Annotated in this window: 18 protein-coding genes, 1 tRNA gene, 1 pseudogene and 1 riboswitch; of the genes and pseudogenes, 12 read left to right on the top strand and 8 right to left on the bottom strand. The window is 59.7% G+C overall.

Annotated elements, in window-relative coordinates; all coding sequences use genetic code 11:
• The first annotated feature begins 57 nt into the window (after nucleotides 1-57).
• From phoR to phoB, 7 genes are all read left to right on the top strand, one after another.
• Entirely contained in the window at nucleotides 58-1,299 is a 1,242-nt protein-coding gene (phoR, locus tag ACPYOI_RS12125) for a phosphate regulon sensor histidine kinase PhoR (protein WP_481416532.1), read from the top strand.
• Between the two features lie 192 nt (nucleotides 1,300-1,491).
• Complete coding sequence (locus ACPYOI_RS12120; protein WP_481416533.1) at nucleotides 1,492-2,526, top strand: substrate-binding domain-containing protein; 1,035 nt, start codon at nucleotides 1,492-1,494, stop codon at nucleotides 2,524-2,526.
• A gap of 162 nt (nucleotides 2,527-2,688) precedes the next feature.
• The gene (gene pstC, locus ACPYOI_RS12115; RefSeq protein WP_481416534.1) at nucleotides 2,689-4,170 is read left to right on the top strand and encodes a phosphate ABC transporter permease subunit PstC; all 1,482 of its coding nucleotides are present in this window, start codon (nucleotides 2,689-2,691) and stop codon (nucleotides 4,168-4,170) included.
• Nucleotides 4,167-5,486 (top strand): phosphate ABC transporter permease PstA, encoded by a 1,320-nt coding sequence (pstA, locus tag ACPYOI_RS12110; protein WP_481416535.1) that lies wholly within the window; start codon nucleotides 4,167-4,169, stop codon nucleotides 5,484-5,486. The genes pstC and pstA overlap by 4 nt, the downstream gene beginning before the upstream one ends.
• Before the next feature lie 15 nt (nucleotides 5,487-5,501).
• Nucleotides 5,502-6,317 carry a phosphate ABC transporter ATP-binding protein PstB gene (gene pstB, locus ACPYOI_RS12105; protein ID WP_481416536.1) on the top strand — a complete coding sequence of 272 codons (816 nt, stop codon included), beginning with the start codon at nucleotides 5,502-5,504 and terminating at the stop codon, nucleotides 6,315-6,317.
• A 42-nt stretch (nucleotides 6,318-6,359) separates the two neighbouring features.
• Nucleotides 6,360-7,073: a phosphate signaling complex protein PhoU gene (phoU, locus tag ACPYOI_RS12100; protein WP_168828219.1), complete on the top strand. Its 714-nt coding sequence runs from the start codon at nucleotides 6,360-6,362 to the stop codon at nucleotides 7,071-7,073.
• 34 nt (nucleotides 7,074-7,107) lie between these two features.
• On the top strand, nucleotides 7,108-7,791 hold the full coding sequence (gene phoB / locus ACPYOI_RS12095) for a phosphate regulon transcriptional regulator PhoB (RefSeq protein WP_022714998.1): 684 nt from the start codon (nucleotides 7,108-7,110) through the stop codon (nucleotides 7,789-7,791).
• A 66-nt stretch (nucleotides 7,792-7,857) separates the two neighbouring features.
• Here phoB and ACPYOI_RS12090 read toward each other — a convergent pair whose 3' ends face one another.
• Nucleotides 7,858-8,391 (bottom strand): GcrA family cell cycle regulator, encoded by a 534-nt coding sequence (locus ACPYOI_RS12090; protein ID WP_481416537.1) that lies wholly within the window; start codon nucleotides 8,389-8,391, stop codon nucleotides 7,858-7,860.
• Between the two features lie 416 nt (nucleotides 8,392-8,807).
• Here ACPYOI_RS12090 and ACPYOI_RS12085 point away from each other — a divergent pair, with 416 nt between their 5' ends.
• From ACPYOI_RS12085 to ACPYOI_RS12075, 3 genes are all read left to right on the top strand, one after another.
• A complete protein-coding gene (locus tag ACPYOI_RS12085; protein ID WP_481416538.1) occupies nucleotides 8,808-10,007 on the top strand; it encodes an acetylornithine transaminase in 1,200 nt (399 codons plus the stop codon).
• Nucleotides 10,008-10,048: 41 nt separating this feature from the next.
• On the top strand, nucleotides 10,049-10,966 hold the full coding sequence (argF, locus tag ACPYOI_RS12080) for an ornithine carbamoyltransferase (RefSeq protein WP_481416539.1): 918 nt from the start codon (nucleotides 10,049-10,051) through the stop codon (nucleotides 10,964-10,966).
• A gap of 94 nt (nucleotides 10,967-11,060) precedes the next feature.
• Nucleotides 11,061-12,056, top strand: a complete 996-nt coding sequence (locus ACPYOI_RS12075) for an Hsp33 family molecular chaperone (protein WP_481416540.1) — start codon at nucleotides 11,061-11,063, stop codon at nucleotides 12,054-12,056.
• Here ACPYOI_RS12075 and apaG read toward each other — a convergent pair whose 3' ends face one another.
• Nucleotides 12,057-12,449 carry a Co2+/Mg2+ efflux protein ApaG gene (gene apaG, locus ACPYOI_RS12070; RefSeq protein WP_481416541.1) on the bottom strand — a complete coding sequence of 131 codons (393 nt, stop codon included), beginning with the start codon at nucleotides 12,447-12,449 and terminating at the stop codon, nucleotides 12,057-12,059. It lies immediately after the preceding gene.
• 217 nt (nucleotides 12,450-12,666) lie between these two features.
• On the bottom strand, nucleotides 12,667-13,851 hold the full coding sequence (locus ACPYOI_RS12065; RefSeq protein WP_481416542.1) for an O-succinylhomoserine sulfhydrylase: 1,185 nt from the start codon (nucleotides 13,849-13,851) through the stop codon (nucleotides 12,667-12,669).
• A 46-nt stretch (nucleotides 13,852-13,897) separates the two neighbouring features.
• A riboswitch (SAM riboswitch) is annotated at nucleotides 13,898-13,976 on the bottom strand.
• A 73-nt stretch (nucleotides 13,977-14,049) separates the two neighbouring features.
• Between ACPYOI_RS12065 and ACPYOI_RS12060 the strand changes: the two genes are divergently transcribed.
• Entirely contained in the window at nucleotides 14,050-15,144 is a 1,095-nt protein-coding gene (locus ACPYOI_RS12060; protein ID WP_168828226.1) for a 2'-deoxycytidine 5'-triphosphate deaminase, read from the top strand.
• Between the two features lie 29 nt (nucleotides 15,145-15,173).
• Here the strand turns inward: ACPYOI_RS12060 and ACPYOI_RS12055 are convergent, their stop codons facing one another.
• Genes ACPYOI_RS12055 through ACPYOI_RS12045 form a run of 3 tightly spaced genes read right to left on the bottom strand, consistent with a single transcriptional unit; the run spans nucleotide 15,174 to nucleotide 17,933 of the window.
• On the bottom strand, nucleotides 15,174-16,082 hold the full coding sequence (locus ACPYOI_RS12055) for a hypothetical protein (RefSeq protein ID WP_481422899.1): 909 nt from the start codon (nucleotides 16,080-16,082) through the stop codon (nucleotides 15,174-15,176).
• A complete protein-coding gene (locus ACPYOI_RS12050) occupies nucleotides 16,079-16,975 on the bottom strand; it encodes a GtrA family protein (RefSeq protein WP_481422898.1) in 897 nt (298 codons plus the stop codon). Before ACPYOI_RS12050 ends, ACPYOI_RS12055 begins: the two co-directional genes overlap by 4 nt.
• 52 nt (nucleotides 16,976-17,027) lie before the next feature.
• Nucleotides 17,028-17,933, bottom strand: coding sequence for a glycosyltransferase (locus ACPYOI_RS12045; protein ID WP_481416544.1), 906 nt, complete (start codon nucleotides 17,931-17,933; stop codon nucleotides 17,028-17,030).
• Nucleotides 17,934-18,668: 735 nt separating this feature from the next.
• On the opposite strand from ACPYOI_RS12045, the gene ACPYOI_RS12040 reads away from it, so the two are divergent.
• Nucleotides 18,669-18,742 (top strand) — tRNA-Gly (locus ACPYOI_RS12040).
• A gap of 47 nt (nucleotides 18,743-18,789) precedes the next feature.
• On the opposite strand, the pseudogene ACPYOI_RS12035 reads toward ACPYOI_RS12040, so the two are convergent.
• Together ACPYOI_RS12035 and ACPYOI_RS12030 are read right to left on the bottom strand one after the other, a co-directional pair.
• Nucleotides 18,790-19,974 (bottom strand): annotated as a pseudogene (locus ACPYOI_RS12035) (IS481 family transposase); the annotation flags it as partial.
• 152 nt (nucleotides 19,975-20,126) lie between these two features.
• On the bottom strand, nucleotides 20,127-22,127 hold the full coding sequence (locus tag ACPYOI_RS12030) for a methyl-accepting chemotaxis protein (protein ID WP_481416545.1): 2,001 nt from the start codon (nucleotides 22,125-22,127) through the stop codon (nucleotides 20,127-20,129).
• Nucleotides 22,128-22,355 lie beyond the last annotated feature (228 nt).

Genomic DNA, 22,355 nt, shown 5'->3' with positions numbered 1-22,355 from the left:
GCAGAGTTTGAACCTATAAAACGACTCGACCTGGGCGAGGGACACTTGGAAGACGAAATGCCATGGAGAAAGGGGCTCACAGCCCGCGTCCGGCAGCAGCGAGGGGTGCTGCTTGCGGCGATCCTCATTGGCTTGATTGCGCTTGCGGCCGGCATGAACAAGTGGGTCGTATTGGGGCTGCTCCTCTTTATGATCTTCGTCGTGCTCGTGAACAGCGTGCCGGCGGTGCAGGCGAAGCTTGCGGAAATACCGGAAATCGAGCCTGACGCTCCGGCGAGCCTGCTGCCAGCAGTCTCCTCAACGCTGGCCGGTCTCGACATTCCGGTTATGCTGCTTTCGGGCGATGCCTCCGTCCTCTTCCAGAACCGCGCTGCCGAAAAGGCCTTCGGCGAGGTCGTGATCGGCGCCCATATTTCTGCGCGCCTGCGCTCGCCCGGCATTTTGGATATGGTCGCCGAGACGATCTCCACCAATGCCCCCAACCAGATCGAGCATTCCGAGCGTCTACCGTCGGAGCGTGTCTATATCGTTCGAAGCGCGCCGATCGATTTTGGCGCCGCCGGGAACGGCGAGCGTTTTTTCATGCTTTCCTTTCGCGACATTTCCGAAGTGCGGCGCATCGATCGAATGCGGTCGGATTTCGTGGCCAACGCCAGCCACGAACTTCGAACCCCGCTTGCGTCGCTGCGCGGCTTCATTGAGACCATCCAGGGTCCGGCTAAGAACGATCCGAAAGCGCAGGAGCGCTTCCTTGGCATCATGTTCGATCAGACGACGCGCATGAGCCGCCTTGTCGACGATCTCCTCTCGCTTTCCCGTCTCGAGCTGAAGTCGCATATCGCGCCGGACGAAAAGATCGATCTTGTGCCGCTGCTCGGTCATGTCAGGGATGCGCTCCTGCCCCTCGCCAGGGACGTCGGAGTCGAGATCAATCTGCACCTGCCGGAAGGCAAAGCAGAGGTTCTCGGGGACCGCGATGAGTTGGTTCAGGTTTTCGAGAATCTGATGGAGAATGCGTGCAAGTACGGTCAGGAAGGCAAGGTGGTCGATGTGCGGATCACCAATGCTCCCGGCGAGCCGGTCGAAGTCAGCGTTGCTGATAAGGGACCGGGCATTCCTGCCGAGCATGTGCCGCGCCTCACGGAGCGCTTCTATCGCGTCAGTATCGAGGACAGCCGTTCCAAAAAGGGCACCGGACTTGGCCTTGCGATCGTCAAACATATCCTCACGCGGCACCGGGCACGGCTGATCGTCAAGTCCCAGGTCGGCAGGGGAACGGACTTCACCGTAAGGTTCTGACACAAAGCCGGGTCGTGTGAACGTTTCGACGAAATTTATTATTTAGTTTCAGTAATTTATGTTGTCATAAATGTTTCATCGAAATGACATAAAAGGGCGGTGCATCAGGCAGTAAAGAGAGCCTGCCGATGAAAGGCAATGCGGGTCCTGGGGGGCCTGCTCACACAAGTTCTACATGCCGGGAGATTTTTGATGAACACTCTTAAGCTAACCGTCGCAGCGCTCGCTGCCACCGTCGCCTTCGCAGGCGCAGCCGCCGCTCGTGACCAGGTTCAGATCGCTGGTTCGTCCACCGTTCTGCCTTACGCGAAGATCGTTGCCGAGTCCTTCGGCGAGGCCTTCACAAACTTCAAGACGCCGGTCGTTGAATCCGGCGGCACGGGTGCAGGCCTCAAGGAATTCTGCAAGGGCGTTGGTGAAGACACGATCGACATCGCAAACGCTTCGCGTCCGATCAACAAGAATGAGATGGAAGCCTGCAAGGCTGCTGGCGTAACCGATATCCAGGAAGTCAAGATCGGCTACGACGGTATCGTCTTCGCAACCGACTCATCCAACCCGGACGTCGCTTATGTTCCGGAAGACATCTACAAGGCTCTCGCAGCGCAGGTCGTCGTTGACGGCAAGCTCGTTGCCAACCCTTACAAGAAGTGGTCCGAAGTCAACCCGAAGCTTCCGGCTGTTGATATCGCTGCCTATATCCCGGGCGAAAAGCACGGCACCCGCGAAGTCTTCGAACTGAACGTTCTCGCTGCCGGCTGCAAGGCTGCAGGCGCTCAGGACGTCATCGCCAAGGAAATCACCGACAAGGCTGCTCAGGCAAAGGCTTGCGTCGCAGTTCGCAAGGACGGCGCTGCTGTTGACATCGACGGCGACTATCCGGAAACGCTGGCACGCATCGCTGCCAACAAGACGGGCGTTGGCGTATTCGGCCTCTCCTTCTACGAAAACAATGCCGACAAGCTCAAGGTCGCGACCATGAGCGGCATCGTTCCGTCGACGGAAACCATTTCCAACGGCACCTATCCGGTTTCCCGCCCGCTGTTCTTCTACGTCAAGAAGGCACATCTCGGCGCCGTTCCGGGCCTGAAGGAATACGTCAACTTCTTCGTTTCTGAGCAGATGATCGGCCCCGACAGCCCGCTCGTCGAATACGGTCTTGTCGCAGCGCCGGATGCCGAGCGCGACGAAATCCGCAAGAACGTCGAAGCTGAAAAGACCATGTAATAACGGTGCCGGCGCGATGCCTGGGGGCTCGCGCCGGCATTTTTCTTTGAATGCTAGTGATCTTTGTCCAGTTGGTGGCAAAGTTTTAAAGTTTCTCCATGATGGGAGCCGCGCGGGACTTTCCTGTCCGCGCTTAGGGGCTGTGGGCCTGGGGACTAACGAATGAGCACATCCATTATACTCTTGTGTCTCGTGGTGCTTGGCGCGCTGGCCTACATGGCCGCACGCAGCCGCGCCATGGGGCTTGCCGGCGGCAAGCTGTCCGCATTGCATTCGCGGCCGGGCTATTACGGTGCTTATGCAGCCATCTACGCGACGCTCCCCGCTCTTCTTCTTCTCTGCATGTGGCTTGCCGTTAGCCCCGGCATCATCGAGTCGCGTGTCCGCGATGCGTTCCCTGATGATGTGAAGGCCAAGACGGCTGCCGAGCAGGACCTGAGCTTCAGCATGGTCGCGACCATCGCCCGAGGCATGAACTTGCTGACGCCGGATGAAATCAGCGCACTCGGTTCCGAGCCCGCAGCTGTTCAGGCAAAGCTCAGCGAGAAGGGTGTTCCGCTTGCCGGCGAGCCGCAGCCCTTCATGATCGATGCGGCGAAATTGTTGAACGCTCAGTCTGCGGACAGCCGCATGATCATGACTGGGGCCATCTTTTTGCTTGGCATTGGTGGCGCTTTCTATGCGCTTCGTGGGATCGCATTGCGCTTCCGGGCTCGTAACCGTGTTGAGCGTGTCATGCTCTGGGGACTGCTCGTTGCGTCGTCCATCGCAATCCTGACCACGATCGGCATTGTTCTTTCGATGCTGTCGGAGGCGATCCGCTTCTTCGCTGTGGTGCCGGCGGCCGATTTCTTCTTCGGTACGGTCTGGGATCCGCGTTTTGCCGGTGCGGGCAGCTCTTCTTTCGGCCAGTTCGGTCTCATCCCGCTGCTGCTCGGCACGCTTTACATCGGCTTCGTCGCCATGCTTGTGGCGGTTCCGGTCGGTCTTTTCGCGGCCATCTATATGGCTGAGTACGCGTCGTCGAAGGTGCGTTCGCTCGCCAAGCCTCTTCTTGAGGTCCTCGCCGGCATTCCCACGATTGTCTATGGCTTCTTTGCGCTTGTGACTGTCGGCCCCTTCCTGCGCGACTTGTCCTCGCAGGTGAACGGGCTTTTGACCGGCGACTATGCCAATTTCATTCAGGCGCAAAGCGTTCTGACCGCCGGCATCGTCATGGGTATCATGCTGATCCCCTACGTTTCCTCGCTTTCGGATGACATCATCACCGCCGTACCGCGTGCGCTGCGTGATGGCTCGCTCGGACTTGGCGCCACACACTCCGAAACGATCAAGAAGGTCGTGCTTCCGGCAGCCCTTCCGGGGATTGTTGGCGCACTGCTGATGACGGCCTCGCGGGCCATCGGCGAGACCATGATCGTCGTGCTGGCGGCAGGTGTCGCCGCGCGCATGCAGATCAATCCCTTCGAGCCGATGACCACGGTCACCGTCAAGATCGTTAATCAGTTGACGGGCGATCTTGAATTCACCTCGCCGCAAACGCTGGTCGCCTTCGCGCTTGGCATCACGCTCTTCTTCATCACGCTTTGCCTGAACATCTACGCCCTCTACATCGTGCGCAAATACCGGGAGCAGTACGAATGACGAATGTTCTTTCCCCTGCTGCGGGCACAATTTCGAAAGCACCCGAGCGCCGCGATATAGGCATCAAGCGCCGCTATGCCGCGGAGCGCCGTTTTAGGGCCTATGGTATTGCCGCGATCTCCTTCGGTCTGATTTTCCTGGCGATCCTGCTGTCGACGGTTGTTCGCAACGGCTACACGGCCTTCCAGCAGACGGCGATCACGCTGCCGGTCGAATTTACCGAGAAGACCATCGATCCGAGCAACAAGCGCGCTACCGATCCGTCAGTGCTGATCGCGGCAAACTACGGGGCGCTGCTGCGCGATGCGATTGTCAAGCAGCTGAAGCTCAACCCTTCCAGCCGTCCGGACGTCCGTGACGCGACGGCCATGCTTTCCAAGGGCGCGCCGATCCAACTGCGCGACACGGTCGTCGCCGATCCGTCGCTCATTGGCAAGACCGTCAACGTCACGGTTCTGGCTGATGCCAATGTCGATAGCGCCAACAAGGGGCAGATCGATCTCTCTGTTGATGAGAAAAACCGCAAGGTGAACGACAAGCAAGTCGGCTGGATGAACGAACTGAAGGCAAGCGGTGCGCTTTTCAAGAAGTTCAATACCGGCCTTTTCACCAACGGCAATTCCAGCCGCCCGGAAGCTGCCGGCCTCGGCGTGGCTCTGGTCGGCTCGCTCTACCTGATGTTGATCGTTCTGGTTCTTTCGCTGCCGATCGGCGTTGCCGCCTCGATCTACCTTGAGGAATTCGCCACCAAGAACAAGGTGACGGATCTGATCGAGGTGAACATCAATAACCTCGCGGCCGTGCCGTCGATCGTTTATGGGCTGCTCGGCCTCTCCGTCTTCATCAATTTCGCCGGCCTGCCGCGTTCGGCTTCGCTGGTTGGCGGCCTGGTGCTGTCGCTGATGACCTTGCCGACGATCATCATCGCCACCCGTGCCGCGCTGCGCGCCGTGCCGCCGTCGATCCGCGCGGCTGCTCTTGGCCTCGGCGCCTCGAAGATGCAGATGGTGTTCCACCACGTCCTGCCGCTGGCGATGCCCGGCATCCTGACCGGCACGATCATCGGCCTGGCGCACGCGCTTGGCGAAACGGCGCCGCTTCTCCTGATCGGCATGGTCGCCTTCGTTGCAAGTGCGCCGGCCACCCCGCTCGATCCGTCCACGGCGCTGCCGGTGCAGGTCTATATGTGGGCCAACGAAGCAGAACGCGCCTTCGTCGAACGCACCTCTGGTGCCATCATCGTCTTGCTCCTGTTCCTGATTGTCATGAACTTTGGAGCCATTCTCTTGCGCCGTCGCTTTGAGCGTCGCTGGTAAACGGAGTACATATTCATGAACATGTTAACCGAAGCAGCAGTTGAGAAGGCTCTGGACAAACGAATGAATACGATCCCGTACAAGATGATCGGCCAGGACGTCTCGGTTTACTATGGCGACAAGCGTGCGCTTTTCGACGTGAAGCTGAACATCCGCGAAAACACCGTTACCGCACTCATCGGCCCGTCCGGCTGCGGGAAGTCCACCTTCTTGCGCAGTCTCAACCGTATGAATGATACGATCGACAACTGCCGCGTTACCGGCAAAATCACTCTCGACGGCGACGATATCTACGATCCGGATATCGACGTCGTCGAACTTCGTGCTCGCGTCGGCATGGTCTTCCAGAAGCCGAACCCTTTCCCGAAGTCGATCTATGAGAACGTCGCCTACGGTCCGCGCATCCATGGTCTTGCGAAGTCGAAGGCCGATCTGGACCAGATCGTTGAACACAGCCTGCAGCGCGCCGGCCTTTGGAACGAAGTCAAGGATCGCCTGCACGAAACCGGCACCGGGCTGTCCGGCGGCCAGCAGCAGCGCCTCTGCATTGCCCGCGCCGTTGCCGTCAGCCCCGAAGTCATTCTGATGGACGAGCCGTGCTCGGCGCTCGATCCGATCGCCACCGCGAAGGTCGAAGAGCTGATCCATGAGCTGCGCGAGAATTTCACGATCGTCATCGTGACGCACTCCATGCAGCAGGCTGCCCGTGTTTCGCAGCGAACCGCTATGTTTCACCTCGGCAATCTCGTCGAGGAGAATGATACCGACAAGATGTTCACCAATCCGGACGATCAGCGCACCCAGGACTACATCATGGGCCGCTTCGGCTGATCTTTGGCGTCAGAAATGTAGAGACAATCAAGGACGTTCCCCATGGCATCGACACATATTTTTTCTGCGTACGACGACGATCTCAAATTCCTGTCCCGCCGCATCTCGGAGATGGGCGGACTTGCCGAACAGATGGTATCGGACGCTGTCCGAGCGCTGGTGAATAGCGATACCGCCTTGGCGCAGAAGGTCATCTCGGACGACGTGATCCTCGACCATGCCGAGCGCGAGATCGGCGAAAAGGCGGTGGTCACGATTGCACGCCGGCAGCCGATGGCTTCCGACCTTCGCGAAATCATGGGCTCGATTCGCATCGCGGCTGATCTCGAGCGCGTCGGCGATCTCGGCAAGAACACTGCCAAGCGTGTCATCGCCGTTCAGAGCGCCGGCGTTCCGCGAAAGCTCGCGCGCGGCCTGGAGCACCTTTCCGAACTGGCGCTCGTCCAGCTCAAGGAAGTGCTCGACGTCTACACGAGCCGAGCGGCCGACAAGGCCAAGTCGATCCGCGAGCGCGATGAAGAAATCGATGCGATGTACACTTCGCTGTTTCGCGAGCTTTTGACATACATGATGGAGGATCCGCGCAACATCACCAGTTGCACGCATCTTCTCTTCTGCGCGAAGAATATCGAACGCATCGGTGACCACGCCACCAATATTGCCGAAACCATTTATTACATGGCGACCGGTGCCCAGCCGGAAGGCGAGCGTCCGAAGGACGATACCGCCAACACCGTCGGCGCGGTAACGGAATAACCTCCGAATCCGGCCCCCAGGAGACAGTAATCGAATGATCCCGAGAGTTGCAGTCGTTGAAGACGAAGAGGCACTCAGCGTGCTCCTTCGCTATAATCTTGAAGCCGAAGGTTTTGAAGTTGATACCATCCTGCGTGGTGACGAGGCCGAGATACGCCTTCAGGAACGGACGCCGGACATTCTGATCCTGGATTGGATGCTGCCGGGCGTGTCCGGCATAGAGCTCTGCCGCCGCCTTCGGATGCGGCCGGAGACCGAGCGTCTGCCGATCATCATGCTGACAGCCCGCGGCGAGGAGAGCGAGCGCGTGCGCGGTCTTTCGACCGGAGCTGACGACTATGTCGTCAAGCCGTTCTCGACACCTGAACTCGTTGCCCGCGTCAAGGCGATGCTGCGCCGCGCCAAGCCCGAGGTCCTCTCCACGGTCCTGAAATGCGGTGACATAGAGCTCGACCGCGAGACCCATCGTGTTCATCGCAAGAGCCGCGAAGTCCGGCTCGGCCCGACCGAATTCCGCCTGTTGGAGTTCCTGATGTCGTCGCCCGGCCGCGTTTTCTCGCGCTCCCAGCTTCTGGACGGCGTCTGGGGCCACGACATCTACGTCGACGAGCGCACGGTCGATGTCCATGTCGGTCGCCTGCGCAAGGCGCTGAACTTCTCCAACATGCAGGATGTCATCCGCACGGTCCGCGGCGCTGGATATTCGATGGAAGCCTGATTGCCGCTCCCATGAGGAAATAAAAAACGGGCCGCGAGGCCCGTTATTTTTTGTCTCTTATCCGGCTTAGTTTGCGCGGGCGGCTGCCCGGCGGCGCTCGTTGACCGGCTGATAAGCCAGGCGTTGATGGTAGCTGCAATAGGGAGAAGAGTCGTTGCTTTCGCAGCCGCAGAAATGGAAATCATCCTTCAGCGGATCGCCGACCGGCCACTTGCAGGTGCGTTCAGTAAGCTCGGTCAGGCCAAGACGGCGGGAAATCGGTACGACCACGTTCGCGGCCGGACGATATTCCATTTCCGCCATCAGGTCGACTTCGATCTCTTCCTTGAGCATCGTCGCGCCCAACTGGCGCGTGACCGTGCGGGTTGCAATCCGCGAGGCATAGTTCGGCGCGCGGGGAGCCGAGGTATTGCGCTTCGGCGCGCGCACCGTCGTCGCAGTGCCGCCGGCTTTGGCGCGGCCGGGAAGGCTAAGCCTGTGGACCTTGCCGATGACTGCGTTTCTGCTCACGCCGCCGAGCTGTGCGGCGATCTGGCTCGCGCTCAGCCCTTCGGACCAAAGCTTCTTGAGTTTTTCGACACGCTCGTCTGTCCAGTTCATGCCCTGTCTCCGATTAGCGTTGTGAAGGCAGAATCCCTCACCATTGCCTCGGATGTGTCCGAAGCAGGAAACGCTTGACTAATTTTGGTGACTAGTTCCGCCGCATGCAGTCTAGTAATTGAGTTTTAACCTAGTGTGAGGCTGACTCCGTGACAAGAGTCGCGGGAATCCGGATGAATCGAATTTCAAGTTTTCCCCAACTTGCTGGCCGTGCGAGTCATTTCTGCAACATTAGCTGTTAATAAAATAAGTTCCTTTGGCTTTATGTTGCAGCACGCGGTAAACTCGCAGTTTGTTGACATTGCAGTGCGAAAAGTAAATAGTGTCACTCGCCGCCGAAAGGCGGCATTTTTAATTTTTTGGACCCGGTTTTTAGCCGGAGTCCGGTTGCCCCAACCTCGACAGGAGACCGCGCCATGGCTGAAGCCGCGCCGCTATATGACACCTATTCTCGTGCCCCTCTGCGGTTCGAGCGAGGTGAGGGCGTCTGGCTGATAACCGAAAGCGGCGAACGTTATCTGGACTTTGGGGCAGGCGTTGCCGTGACGTCGGTCGGCCACAGCAATCCGCACGTCGTCCAGGCTTTGAAGGCGCAGGCCGACAAGGTCTGGCACCTATCGAACATCTATGAAATTCCCGGGCAGGAAGCGCTTGCAAAGCGGCTGACGGACGTCACTTTCGCCGATAAGGTGTTCTTCACCAATTCAGGGGCAGAGGCGCTCGAATGCGCGATCAAAACGGCGCGCCGATATCAGTATTCCAAGGGCCATCCCGAGCGCTTCCATATCATTACCTTTGAAGGTGCCTTCCATGGCCGCACGCTGGCGACGATCGCTGCTGGCGGCCAGGAGAAGTATCTGGAGGGTTTTGGCCCGAAGTCGCCGGGCTTCGACCAGGTTCCCTTTGGCGATATCGAGGCAGTCCGAGCCGCCATCACGGACGCGACCGCCGGCATCCTCATCGAGCCGGTACAGGGCGAAGGCGGCATCCGCCCGGCGACCAACGAGTTCATGAGGGCGCTGCGCCAGATTTGCGACGAGAAGGGCCTGCTGCTGATCCTGGACGAGGTTCAGACCGGTGTCGGCCGTACGGGCAAGCTGTTTGCCTACGAATGGTCCGGCGTCACACCGGACATCATGGCGGTCGCAAAGGGTATCGGCGGCGGCTTCCCGCTTGGCGCCTGCCTTGCGACGGCGGAGGCAGCCTCCGGCATGAAGGTCGGCACCCACGGCTCCACCTACGGCGGCAATCCGCTTGCGATGGCGGTCGGCAGCGCAGTGCTCGACGTCATTCTTGCCGAGGGCTTCCTTGAGCACGTGCGTGAGGTGGCGCTCGTCTTCCGCCAGGGCCTTGCCTCGCTCAAGGATCGCTATCCGGACGTGATTGAGGATGTGCGCGGCGAGGGCCTGTTGCTTGGGGTCAAGGCAGCGGTTCCATCATCCGAACTGCTGCAGGCTATTCGCGCCGCTCGTCTGCTTGGGGTTCCGGCGGGCGACAACGTTATCCGCCTGCTTCCGCCACTCGTCGTCACGGCGGAGGAGGCTCGCGAAGGGCTTTCTCGCCTCGAGCGTGCTGCAGAAAGCATTCGCGCGCAGAAGACCAAGAAGACGGCTTGAATGGACGGACGCTCCTTGCGGAGCAGACAGGTAAGAACGAAATGGCTTCCCCCAAACACTTTCTCGATCTCTCGGCGGTAACCGCATCCGATCTCAGGGTCATCATGAACGACGCGATCGCGCGTAAGCAGGCTTTCAAGGCCGGAAAGGGCGACAGGCCGCTTGCCGGCAAGATGCTGGCGATGATCTTCGAAAAGCCTTCCACCCGCACCCGCGTATCCTTTGATGTCGGCATGCGCCAGCTCGGCGGCGAGACGCTTTTCCTCTCCGGCACCGAAATGCAGCTCGGCCGCGCCGAGACGATCGGCGATACGGCCAAAGTGCTTTCGCGTTATGTCGACGCGATCATGATCCGCACGACGGAGCACAGCCGCATGCTGGAGCTTGCCGAACATGCGACGGTCCCCGTCATCAATGCGCTGACGGACGATACCCATCCCTGCCAGGTCATGGCCGATGTCATGACATTCGAGGAGCATCGCGGCCCCATCAAGGGCAAGACGGTTGCCTGGACCGGCGACGGCAACAATGTCCTGCATTCCTTGGTCGAAGGTGCCGCCCGCTTCGGCTACCGGATGAACATGGCCGTGCCTCTTGGTTCCGAGCCAAAGGATCACTATCTAAACTGGGCCCGCAACGAGGGTGCCCAGATCGTGCTCGGTCATGACGCCGACCGCGCGGTCGAGGGAGCCGATTGCGTGGTGACCGATACCTGGGTTTCCATGAATCAGGAACATCGGGCCCGTGGTCACAACGTCTTCCAGCCTTATCAGGTCAATCAGGCTTTGATGGCGAAGGCCGGCAAGGATGCATTGTTCATGCATTGCCTGCCCGCCCATCGCGGTGAGGAAGTGACGAACGAGGTGATCGACGGTCCGCAATCCGTCGTCTTCGATGAAGCGGAAAACCGCCTTCATGCGCAGAAGTCGATTCTTGCATGGTGCCTGGGCGCGATCTGAACCATACTACGCGCTGTGCTTGGCCTCATGGCCTCGTGGCTGCGCGAGCGGAAAGGCTTTCTAGTCTGCCGCTCTGACGACTAGGAGTAAGACCATGTCCGATACTGCAAGCGCTCTCGGCGATTTCGACTTCGCCGGCGATGATCACGTTGTTCCGTTTCAGGTAGAGGGCCTCGACGTGCGCGGCCGCGCCGTGCAACTCGGCCCCATGCTGGATGCGATCCTTGAGCGCCACGAATATCCCGCTCCCGTCGCCCGGCTTCTGGCCGAAGTCATCGCGCTGACGGTGCTCCTCGGCACGTCCCTTAAGTTTGAGGGCAAATTCACGGTGCAGACGAAGGGCGATGGCCCGGTCGATCTCCTCGTCGCCGACTTCTCGACGCCGGAGGATGTTCGCGCCTATGCTCGCTTCGATCAGGCTTTGCTCGAAAAGGCAGTCGCCGCAGGCGAGACCGAGCCGGAACAGTTGCTCGGTAAAGGCGTGCTCGCCTTCACGATCGATCAGGGCAAATTCACCCAGCCGTATCAGGGCATCGTGCCGCTCAACGGTACCTCGCTGGAGGATATCGCCGGCACCTATTTCCGTCAGTCGGAACAGATCCCGACGCGTGTCCGTCTGGCTGCTGCCGAACTGTTCGATCGCGACGAGGCGGGCATGCCGCGCCATCGCTGGCGGGCAGGGGGGCTCGTGGCGCAGTTCCTGCCGGAAGCACCTGAGCGGATGCGTCACGCCGACCTCCACGGCGGCGACGGAGACGACGGCGCTCACACTCACAGGGAAGACGACGCCTGGACTGAAGCCCGTTCGCTGGTCGATACTATCGACGCCGATGAACTGACCGACCCGCATGTCGGTACGGAACGGCTGCTCTATCGTCTCTTCCACGAGCGTGGCGTGCGCGTTTTCGGCGCCCGGGAAGTCTTCGACCGGTGCAGCTGTTCGCGCGACAAGATCAAGAATGTGCTGAAGGGTTTCTCGGCGGACGAGATCGATGCCAGCCAGGAAAACGGCGAGATTGCCGTCACCTGCGAATTCTGCTCCAAGACCTATCGTTTTGAGGTTGAAGAAGTCGCAACGGCTGCCGAGTGATCAGTTCAGTACCCTGAGCAGACCGGGAGAATCCAGCGAGAAGGCGGGTATTTCTACGTCGAAAAACTCGCCTGCGTCGGTTTCCATCTGGTAGTGCCCGAACATAAGGCCCGATGGCGTATCCAGTGGACAGCCGGACGAGTATTCGTAGGTGTCGCCAGGTTCCAGCCGGGGTTGCTCACCGACGACGCCTGGACCGGTCACCTCATCCACCACGCCGTTTTGGTCGGTGATGTTCCAGTAACGGTTGATGAGTCTGACGGTCAGGTCCGAATTGTTGCTGATTACGATCCGGTAACCCCACACATAGCGATCGTCGTCCGGGTCGGATTGCTCCTCCAGATAAAAGGGTTCGACGACGACTTCTATATCTCGTGTGTTGGCGCGATACATGCCTTACACCATAGCCAGGATATGTTACCGGTATCTTATACACGGGCTCGACCCGTCACGAAATGATTGGGATCATGCTCAAAGCACGATGATTGCATCTCTTTCGGGCACTAATCCTGTTGTTCAGAGTGCGCTCCCGCACCGGAGCGTGGCTTCGTGGATGTCCTAGGTAAGGCATCCGGCCGGACCGGCAAGGCCCGGCCGTCCCCAAGGCAGGTCAGGATTTAACCTTGGAAAGAGCCTGAGCGAAATCTTCGATCAGGTCGTCCGTATCTTCGATGCCTGCCGACAGGCGCACGGTGCCGGCCGAAATGCCGAGCTCGGCGCGGGCCTCCTCCGAAAGGTTCTTGTGTGTGGTCGTCGCCGGGTGCGTGATCAGGCTGCGCGTATCGCCGAGATTGTTGGAGATCGTCACGACGTCGAGCGCATTCTGCAGGGCGAAAGCCGCCTCCTTGCCGCCCTTCAGCTCGAAGCACACCAGCGTCGAGCCGCCAGACATCTGCTTGGCGATGATATCGGCTTGCGGATGGTCCTTGCGGCCCGGATAGATGACGCGCGCCACCTGCTTCTGCTCCGCCAGGAAATCGGCGATCTTCGACGCATTCTTCGTCTGCTGTGCAACGCGCAGCGGCAGGGTCTCGATGCCCTTCAGCAGCGTCCAGGCGTTGAACGGCGACATTGCCGGGCCGGTGTGGCGGAAGTAGTCGTGCAGGTTCTCGTTGATCCACTCCTTATCGGAAAGGACGACGCCGCCGAGGCAACGGCCCTGACCGTCGATATGTTTGGTGGCCGAATAGACGACGATATGCGCGCCGAGCTCCAGCGGCTTCTGGAAGAGCGGCGTCGCGAAGACGTTGTCCACGACCACTTTCGCGCCGATCTGGTTTGCGAGCTTTGCAACGCCGGCGATATCGACGATTTCGAGCGTCGGGTTGGTCGGGCTTTCCAGGAAGAAGACCTTGGTCTTCTTGGTGATCGCCTTTTCCCAGTTCTCGAGATGGCGGCCATCCACCAGCGTGCATTCGATGCCGTATTTCGGCGCCAGCGTCTCAACGACCCAGCGGCAGGAGCCGAAGAGCGCACGGGCAGCTACGATATGATCGCCGGCCTTCAGCTGGCAGAGGATTGCGGCGGTGACGGCAGCCATGCCGGAGGCCGTGGCGCGGGCATCTTCCGCGCCTTCCAGCGCGCACATGCGCTTCTCGAACATGTCGTTAGTCGGGCTCCCGTAGCGGGCATAGATAAAGCCCTCGGTCTCGCCCTTGAAGCGCGCTTCTGCCGCCTCCGACGTGTCGTAGACGAAGCCCTGCGTCAGATAGATTGCCTCCGACATCTCGCCATATTGCGAGCGCAGCGTTCCGCCGTGAACGAGTTGGGTTGCCGGGCGCCAGGTCTTGCTCATGCCATCACCACTTTCAAACAACAAAAAAACCGGCCGCAAAAGCAGACCGGTTTCATACCCGGTCCTTTTAGCCACTTGTTTAACGTGGCTGCAAGCCGACCGGCCAAATCACCACGGGATAAAGCTGCAATACTGCCGTTAGCTTCTTGCGTCAATTCCCTGTATTTGGTTTTGTCGGCCACGAACTATGGATGGAGCATGATGGCTCGCGAAACTGGAATCTTGGCCGACCGCGCAATTGCCGCCCTGTTTGAGACCGGGCGCCTCACGAGTGAGCGCGAGCTCGATCTTGACCAGATTCAACCCGCCAGCTTGGATCTCCGGTTGGGCAGCAAAGCCTTCCGCGTCCGCGCAAGCTTCATGCCCGGTCCGTCCCACCTCGTTTCCGACAAGCTGGACCGGCTGAGCCTGCATGTCATCGACCTTTCCGAAGGTGCCGTTCTTGAAACCGGGTGCGTCTATATCGTGCCCCTCATGGAACGCCTTGACCTTCCGGCTGAAATGTCGGCCTCGGCGAACCCGAAGAGCTCGACCGGCCGCCTGGATATCTTCACCCGCGTCATTACCGACTACGCGCAGGAATTCGACAAGATCCCTGCCGGTTATTCGGGGCCGCTCTACCTGGAAATCAGCCCGCGTACGTTCCCTGTCGTCGTGCGCCGCGGCTCGCGCCTCTCGCAAATACGCTTCCGGGTTGGCCAGTCCGTTTTGGGAGAGCCGGAACTGCAGGCCCTGCACGATGCAGAAACGCTTGTTGCGAGCGCCAAACCCAACGTTTCCGGCGGCGGTATCGCGCTGTCGATTGACCTGGCAGGCGACAAGGACGGTCTGATCGGTTATCGCGGCAAGCATCACACGGCAGTCGTCGATGTCGACAAGAAAGGCGAGCACGATATCTTCGATTTCTGGGAGCCGCTCTATAGCCGGGGCCGCAATGAACTGATCCTCGATCCGGACGAATTTTACATCCTCGTCTCGCGCGAGGCAGTGCATGTTCCGCCCCACTATGCAGCCGAGATGACGCCCTTCGATCCGCTCGTTGGGGAATTCCGCGTGCATTATGCCGGCTTCTTCGATCCGGGCTTCGGCCATGCGCCGGCCGGCGGAAGGGGCAGCCGCGCGGTTCTCGAGGTGCGCAGCCACGAAGTGCCCTTCATCCTGGAAGACGGCCAGATCGTCGGCCGGCTGGTTTACGAGCACATGCTGGAAAAACCCGAAAGCCTCTATGGTTCCGGGCTGGGATCGAATTATCAGGCGCAGGGCCTGAAGCTCTCGAAGCACTTCCGCATCTGAGCGCTTGATAGCGCTGTTGGAAGGTTCACCTACCCGTTGCGGGTCTTGTCGCTCCGACTAAGCCCGTTTTCGTGACGATGAACAGGGATGCCGGGCTTCCCACGGGGCGAACGGCTCATGACCACGCCGAAGGCGAACAGCGCGAACCCCGAGCAATAAGTCCAGACGAAAATTCGGTCCATGAACCAGGCATGCTGGATCGTGTGCTGCCAGAAAACTATCAGCCACGCCAACAGCACGAGATTGGATCCGGCCAGGAGTGTCGCTTTCGTTCGAAAGGCTTCGCTCGACGAGAGCGACTGGATTTTCTGCCATCCCCAAATGCCGCCCGCGACGGCCAGTAACAGGCCGAAGCCGGCCATGAAATAGTGAAGACCGCCGACCGGCGTGCTCAACCCGCCTATAACCTTTCTCAACCACTTCACTGGGTCCGGGTCTCCCGCTGTCCGGTGTTCAAGTGAGCTTGCAAAATCCGTGATCACGTCTGGGCCGAAAACCAGGGTCGCAAGCGCGAGCTTGATCACCAGACACAGCCCGGCCGCGATAACAAAAGCCGTCGCAGCCGTTGCCACCGAAACAGCAGTCTCCATGCGATTTGCCGAACTCCTCAAGACGAAGGGGGTAATCCCCACGATCATCGCAAGCCCTAGCGGCAGGCCACCTGTCAGGAACTCCGTCAGTATCGTAAAACAGCCGAAGAGCGCCGATGCCGTCACCAAGTGCACGCGGGAGAGTTGGCGACGCGACGCGACGCATAAGTACAATGCAAAGAGAACTGCGACAGCATCTGCAGGCGCGTGGCCCAAGGACTGCGAAAACGATTCAAACCCGAACCAGCGCGCGAATCCAAATCCGATCGAAACAAAGAGCAAACCGAGGAAAACATCATCTCCCCGGATCAGCCGGAACATTGCGAAAGCAGCCACGGCAATGATCAACAGCGACAGAATGCTCGATAACCCCATCGGATCGTCGCGATCTCCGCCAGAGGCAGGATGTAGCGCATGAGCACCGTTTGCGCGTGCAAATAGCGATGATAGGGTTGAACCCCGATCTCTGTCTGATTGGTTTGAGCGAATGTCTGCAACGCATCGCAGGGCTGCTGCCCCTCAGCGAACGGCGCACTCGGAGACACCGCCAGCTGCCAGCGGTTTTCGAGCCGCTGGTCGATTGCCATCAGCAGGATCAAGCAGTCGTTGTACTGATGCTCGCCGATGACCATGTTGCCGCGATCTCTCCAACTCCCCGGCACAAGGTCTCCGGACTCGTAGGCCGCCAGAATATGCCGCCGCGCCGTCTCGACGTCGCGACCGATACTGAGGTAGGACACGAGGAAATAGGCCGAGAAAATGAGCAGCGGCAGCGTCAGAACGATGGCGCCCAAGCGGACGGCGTCCGGCCGCAAGATTGTCCAGCATGTTTGGAGCAACTCGGAACCCGGCCAGGCTCGAGTCTCACCCGGCGCGAACACGATTCTTCTTGCGCCGATGTAATTGACGAAAAGGGCCATGCCCGATGCGACGGCGAGCGCGACAAGGGGATGGCTCAGCGGCCAAGGTGCCGAAAAAACCAATACACTATAGATCGCCATATTGACGAGGTAGCCGACGCCTTGGACGCCGACATAAGCCGGGATGGCAATCGCAAGCGAATGCCGCGAACCTGCAAAGACAAGCTGCCTGTTGAGAAAAAACGTAACCGCCAGCGCGATCGGAAAGGACACCAGGCGCGCACCAACCGGGCCCATCCCGGTGGTTGCGAGCAAGAAGTGCAGAACGCCGGCGTCAACAAGAAATCCGATGGCACCCACGACAGCGTATCCCGACAGCATCCGACACCTCCTGATTTCTTGCAGCTGGAGACGTTTGGCCCAGTCGCCTCGCTCAGTGCGACTGAAGATAGCAGAGCCGTTTCATCTCAAGTCGCGTACGCGACACCATCTCCAGGATCAGCCCGATGAGAAAGCTGAGGGTCCCGGAAAGAACCAGGCCAACGCAGAGCACCGCCGTTGGTAACCTCGGTACCGTACCGGTCTCGAGGAAGACCTCCCATATTGGGATGCTCAACCAGAGAGCGGCCAAGACGAGCAGAAAGCCCGACAGGCCGAAGAATTGAAACGGGCGTTCATCCTTGATCAGGCGCGCGATGAGAAGCAGAATCTTGAAGCCGTCGCGATAAGTCCGCAACTTGCTTTGCGAACCTTCCATGCGCGCATTGTAATTCGTCGCGATCTCGGCGCAGGGCACTCTCAGTTCAAGCGCGTGCACTGCAATCTCAGTCTCGATCTCGAAGCCCCTCGACGTGGCCGGAAAGGATTTCACGAAGCGACGAGACAGCACCTTATAGCCTGAAAGCATGTCACGGAACTGACGTCCGAAAATATTGCGGACGATGGCCGTCAGCAGATAATTCCCGAACCGGTGCCCTGGGCGATAGGCCTGTTCGTCGGTCGAGAGCCGCGCCCCGTTTACGAAGTCGAGATTCTCCGAGATCAGCTTGTCAATCAGAATTGGCGCCGTTGAGGCATCATAGGTGCCATCACCGTCCACGAGAATGAATACGTCCGCGTCGACGTCTGCAAACATGCGCCTTACGACGTTACCCTTGCCCTGCTGCGGTTCCGCACGGACGATTGCACCGGCCTCTCGTGCTCGTAAGCATGTCTCGTCCGTCGAGTTGTTGTCGTAAACATAGATCCGGGCGGTCGGGCAGGCTCTTTTGAAATCATTCACTACCTTACTGACGGCCTTTGCCTCATTGTAGCAGGGAATAAGGATAGCGAAGTCCACGCTAGAGCGCGTCCGCCGCAGTGCGTCATGGCTTCGTCGTGCACCCCACTGGTTGGAAATATCTGGCTCGGTCGCGTCTGTTCGCATCATGGCGTGATTGCGCCCCCCCAGCGCAGAAAGAATTCGTGTCTACGTCAATATAGTGCACGAATTACGCCGATCAGCGTAGCTGATCCTAATGTAGAAGTGCGGAAAACGTAACATGCTGACTTGGGACTGTCGACTCTAAAAACTAATGAAGTTTCTAGATATGCATGAAGTAAATCGGAAATATACCGAGGTTGTGAATGATTTATTCTACAGATACGCGATATAATGTGATGTTATACTTATAATCTATCTTCCGTCCGAATTGAAAGGTATTTCCAAGCTGGAGCGGCCGTTAATATTCCTAAGGAGTGATTTTATTCTGCCGTTAGTGACGGCATGGAGAAGATGGTTCCTACAGTCGCCCGAAGTATCCTGTGGCGCCATCGTCGAATGGCGGACGATTTCTAAAATTCCCGCTACTGTTTACTGCGAAATACTCGCTGCGGCTTAGGCCAGGGAGGAAAACATGATTGATTGGGGAGGACGGCACGAGCAGGCGATTAGAAATGTACATGCTCCGTCACCGAAAGGCTTTGTGGCTCCGGTTTCGGATCGAACTATCAAGCACAGCGCGTGAGCTCTAGAAGAGCTTCCACATCTGAGCGCTTGACACCGTCCTCCATCTGTTGGAAGGCTTCCGTCGTTGCGGGTGTAGCTCAATGGTAGAGCAGCAGCTTCCCAAGCTGAATACGAGGGTTCGATTCCCTTCACCCGCTCCAGCTTCCGCCCTGTCCAGTCCGGAGACATAGGTAACAGATCGTCCCTGAGACATGGGTGACAACCTCGTGCCGAACGGGTTGTCGATGGTTTGCAAGGTCCTCTGTTCCAAGTCGATATATCCGAGATCATAGTGCATGAAGCTGACAAGCCAAATGCCGTCGTCGACTTCCTTGATACCGAGCCGCTGACCGGCCATGACGGTGGAGACGTTGACCTTCTTGCGATGCAGGCAGATGCGGCCGCATGCAGTGACGATCACGTCCCTGTCGTGCAGGGGATAGGTGAGCTCCGGCAGGCCGCGATAGGGTCTTGCGGAGGCGACATAGACCTCGGCGGGCGCCTTCATGGCGAGGGCCTCATGCGGCCGTTCGGTATTGAATTCGCGCAAGAATGCATCGAAGCGAGCCTGCTGCTGCAGGCTGTTGACGGACGGCGGGCGGATCGCCTCCTTCTTCAAGGTCAGATGCATGCGCTCATGCCGGCCGTTCTCCTGCGGATGCCCCGGCCGGATGCGTTCGAGGGCAATGCCGAGCCTGAGCCACCAGACCGACAGTTTCGAGAGATTGTAGAGCCCATTCGGCGAAGCGAAAGGCAGACCGTTGTCGCTTCGGATCGCCTGCGGCAAGCCGCTTTCGGCAAACAAGTGCTGGAAGGCGGCAAACACGCCGGCCTCCGTCGTTGAGTCCAGGGCTTCGCAGCAAAGCAGGAAGCGTGAGGCCTGATCGGAGACCGTCAGGGGGTAACAGTATCGGCCATTGCCGAGCTTGAACTCGCCCTTGAAGTCGGCGCACCACAGGTCGTTCGGCAAGCGCGCGTCGGACAGCGGCGTTCCCTGCGCCCGGTGGCGCTGCCGCCGCCGAGCCTGGGCAACCAGCCCATGGCGGTCGAGCACGGCATGCACGGTGCTCCTGGCCGGCACGCGCACATCCCCCCGCAGCTTTCTGACCAACAGTTCCCGAATCTTCCTGGCGCCCCAGTGCGGTTTGTCCTGCTTCAGCCGCACGATCATGATCTCCACCGGTTCAGGCAACTGGTTGGCATAGCGCACCGGCCGCCGCGACCGGTCGGTCAGGGCCTCCAGGCCCTCATCCTTGTAGCGGTTGAAGATCTTGTAGCCGGTCTTGCGCGAGATCCCGAACTCGCGGCACACATCGCTCATCCCTTCTCCGTCGAGAAGGCGGGCAACAAAACGCAGACGTTCCTCCATCACCGAAGTCTCTCTCCACGGCATCAACACCTCCCGCCAAAAACGGAAAGTGTTACCCATGTCTCCGGGACAAAACGTCACCTATGTCTCAGGTCGGGCAGCCCGACCTACAATGCCGTTGAAAAACAAATGGGCAGCCGAAGCCGCCCATCCTGATCATCTGATTCTTGGTGTTTTCAAAACTCCGTCCAGTCTGCCTCCTTGCTGGCTGAGGACGTGCCGCCGCCCCCGAATGCGCCGGCAAGCTTTTGGCCAAGCGCGCGCGCAGGGGACACCGTCGGCCGCGCATTGCCTTCGCTCGCGATGCGGATCGCGCGCTTGGACGCCGGTGCGGGGCGGGCCGCAGGCCGCGGCGCACCATGCGAGGTGGAAGGTGCTGCTACCGCGATACTGCCTGTTCCCGTCAGCTTGAACTGGCCGAGCAGATCATTGAGCGCCGCGGCCTCGGTCGCCAGGTTGTGGCTCGCCGCGGTCGTTTCCTCGACCATGGCGGCATTCTGCTGCGTGCCTTGGTCCATCGCGTTCACCGAGGTGTTGATCTCCTGCAGGCCGATGGACTGCTCGCGGGAGGCCTCGGCAATCGCATGGACATGGCTATTGATCTCCTGCACTTCGTGAAGGATGGTTTCCAGCGCCTTGCCAGTCTCGCCGACGAGCGCGACGCCGGTCTCCACATGCGCGCCGGACGTGGTGATCAGCGCCTTGATCTCTTTCGCTGCATTGGCGGAGCGCTGGGCAAGTTCGCGCACCTCCTGGGCGACGACCGCAAAGCCCTTACCGGCTTCGCCTGCGCGGGCGGCCTCGACGCCGGCATTGAGCGCCAAGAGGTTCGTCTGGAAGGCGATGTCGTCGATGACACCGATGATGTTGGAGATCTCGCCGGAGGATTTTTCGATCTCCTGCATGGCATCGACCGCCTTGCGCACCACGTCGCTTGATTTCTCGGCCCCGGCGCGGGTGCGGGTGACGAGCTGGCTCACTTCCCCCGCGCGCTTTGCCGCGTCCTTGACGGTGGTCGTAATCTCCTCGAGTGCTGCGGCGGTCTCCTCGACAGAAGCGGCCTGCTGTTCGGTGCGCTTGGAAAGCGCATCCGCCGAGGAGCGGATCTCGTTGGCCCCGGCATTGATCGCCGTGGCATTCGAGCCGACCGAGACCATCGTCTCGTTGAGCCTGCTCGCCGAGTTGTTGAAGTCGAGGCGCAGGGAGTCGAGATGCGCGGCAAACGGCGTCTCGATGCGGGAAACGAGGTCGCCTTCCGCAAGACGGCGCAGGCCTTCTCCGAGCGAGCGCATGGCGCGCTCCAGTTCGCTCGCTTCCGCATTGCGCTGTGCATCCCGTTCTTGGCGCTCGCGGTCGCTGAGATTGCGGTCGGCCACAGCGCGCTCTTCCAGATTGACGCGTTCGATCTCGTTGTTGCGGAAGACCTGCACGGCCTGTGCCATGAGGCCGATTTCGTCGCGGCGGTCGAGGCCGATGATCTCGCCGCTAGTGTCGCCTTCGGCGAGCGACTTCATCCCCTCGCCGAGCCTCGTGATCGGCGCCGCGATGCCCGTCTGGGCGACGTAGATACCAAATCCGATAAGCGCCAGCGTGGCGATGCCGATGATGGTGAAGCAGAGATTGATACGCTGGTTCATCGTATCGGAGAGCGCGTCGCCGCCGTCGTTGAGCTGCTTCATCAGCGCGTCGTTGTTGGCGATCAACTTCGGCGTGATGGCTGCAACGCCGGCGCTGACCTGGGCGATCGTATCCGCCGCGCCCTTCTCGTCGCCGGAATTGCGCAGGTCGAGCGCCTTCTTTGTTACTCCTTCCAGCGCTGTGACATCCGCCACGAGCTCATCCACGGCGGCCTTCCGGCTCGGCACGAGCTCGGCCACCTGCAGGAGGCGGTCCCGAGCCTGGCCGAACTTCGATGCGGCCTTGGCCGCGGCCTCCGATTCCTTCGAGCCGGCCTGCAGGTTCAGCGAGAAGCTCGCCTGGAGGACGGAGGAGAGCACCGAGGAGTTTGCCCGCGAACCCTGCATGGCGGCGAGCGCCTCATGGTCTATGAACGTGCTGTATTGCTGATCGGCGCCCTTGAATTCGCGCACAACATAGACAAGGCCGGCAATCGAGATGAGACCGAGGAGAACGACGACCGAAAGGATCTTCGTTCGGATTTTCATATTCTTCAACATGGAGTCTTGCCCGCGCCGGGATGCCCCGGCCCTTGTGGAGATGAAATGGGAAATAGCTTGGATGCGACGTGCGCGTCATGCGGCCGGCCAAAAGCCATCGTCGTCTGTCGCATAAGAATCGATATTGCTTAATGGTGGCCTAACACGCAAAGGTTAGATCCGTGCAATTTCTAGGCATGCATTTCTAGGCGCGTTCGGTTTGGCTATGCCCGCCTTTTACTGGGCGTA

It is taken from the genome of Rhizobium sp. SVR5-2C (assembly GCF_056755115.1).
This window is presented reverse-complemented; position numbering and strand designations above follow the sequence as displayed.

Bases quoted from the DNA above. Each gene is read 5' to 3' on its own strand.
- apaG (WP_481416541.1), bottom strand. From the start codon at position 12,449: ATGTATCGCGCCAACACACGAGATATAGAAGTCGTCGTCGAACCCTTT.
- argF (WP_481416539.1), top strand. From the start codon at position 10,049: ATGGCTTCCCCCAAACACTTTCTCGATCTCTCGGCGGTAACCGCATCC.
- ACPYOI_RS12075 (WP_481416540.1), top strand. From the start codon at position 11,061: ATGTCCGATACTGCAAGCGCTCTCGGCGATTTCGACTTCGCCGGCGAT.
- pstB (WP_481416536.1), top strand. From the start codon at position 5,502: ATGAACATGTTAACCGAAGCAGCAGTTGAGAAGGCTCTGGACAAACGA.
- ACPYOI_RS12065 (WP_481416542.1), bottom strand. From the start codon at position 13,851: ATGAGCAAGACCTGGCGCCCGGCAACCCAACTCGTTCACGGCGGAACG.
- pstA (WP_481416535.1), top strand. From the start codon at position 4,167: ATGACGAATGTTCTTTCCCCTGCTGCGGGCACAATTTCGAAAGCACCC.
- ACPYOI_RS12060 (WP_168828226.1), top strand. From the start codon at position 14,050: ATGATGGCTCGCGAAACTGGAATCTTGGCCGACCGCGCAATTGCCGCC.
- ACPYOI_RS12090 (WP_481416537.1), bottom strand. From the start codon at position 8,391: ATGAACTGGACAGACGAGCGTGTCGAAAAACTCAAGAAGCTTTGGTCC.
- ACPYOI_RS12030 (WP_481416545.1), bottom strand. From the start codon at position 22,127: ATGTTGAAGAATATGAAAATCCGAACGAAGATCCTTTCGGTCGTCGTT.
- ACPYOI_RS12050 (WP_481422898.1), bottom strand. From the start codon at position 16,975: ATGCTGTCGGGATACGCTGTCGTGGGTGCCATCGGATTTCTTGTTGAC.
- ACPYOI_RS12085 (WP_481416538.1), top strand. From the start codon at position 8,808: ATGGCTGAAGCCGCGCCGCTATATGACACCTATTCTCGTGCCCCTCTG.
- pstC (WP_481416534.1), top strand. From the start codon at position 2,689: ATGAGCACATCCATTATACTCTTGTGTCTCGTGGTGCTTGGCGCGCTG.
- phoU (WP_168828219.1), top strand. From the start codon at position 6,360: ATGGCATCGACACATATTTTTTCTGCGTACGACGACGATCTCAAATTC.
- ACPYOI_RS12120 (WP_481416533.1), top strand. From the start codon at position 1,492: ATGAACACTCTTAAGCTAACCGTCGCAGCGCTCGCTGCCACCGTCGCC.
- phoR (WP_481416532.1), top strand. From the start codon at position 58: ATGCCATGGAGAAAGGGGCTCACAGCCCGCGTCCGGCAGCAGCGAGGG.
- phoB (WP_022714998.1), top strand. From the start codon at position 7,108: ATGATCCCGAGAGTTGCAGTCGTTGAAGACGAAGAGGCACTCAGCGTG.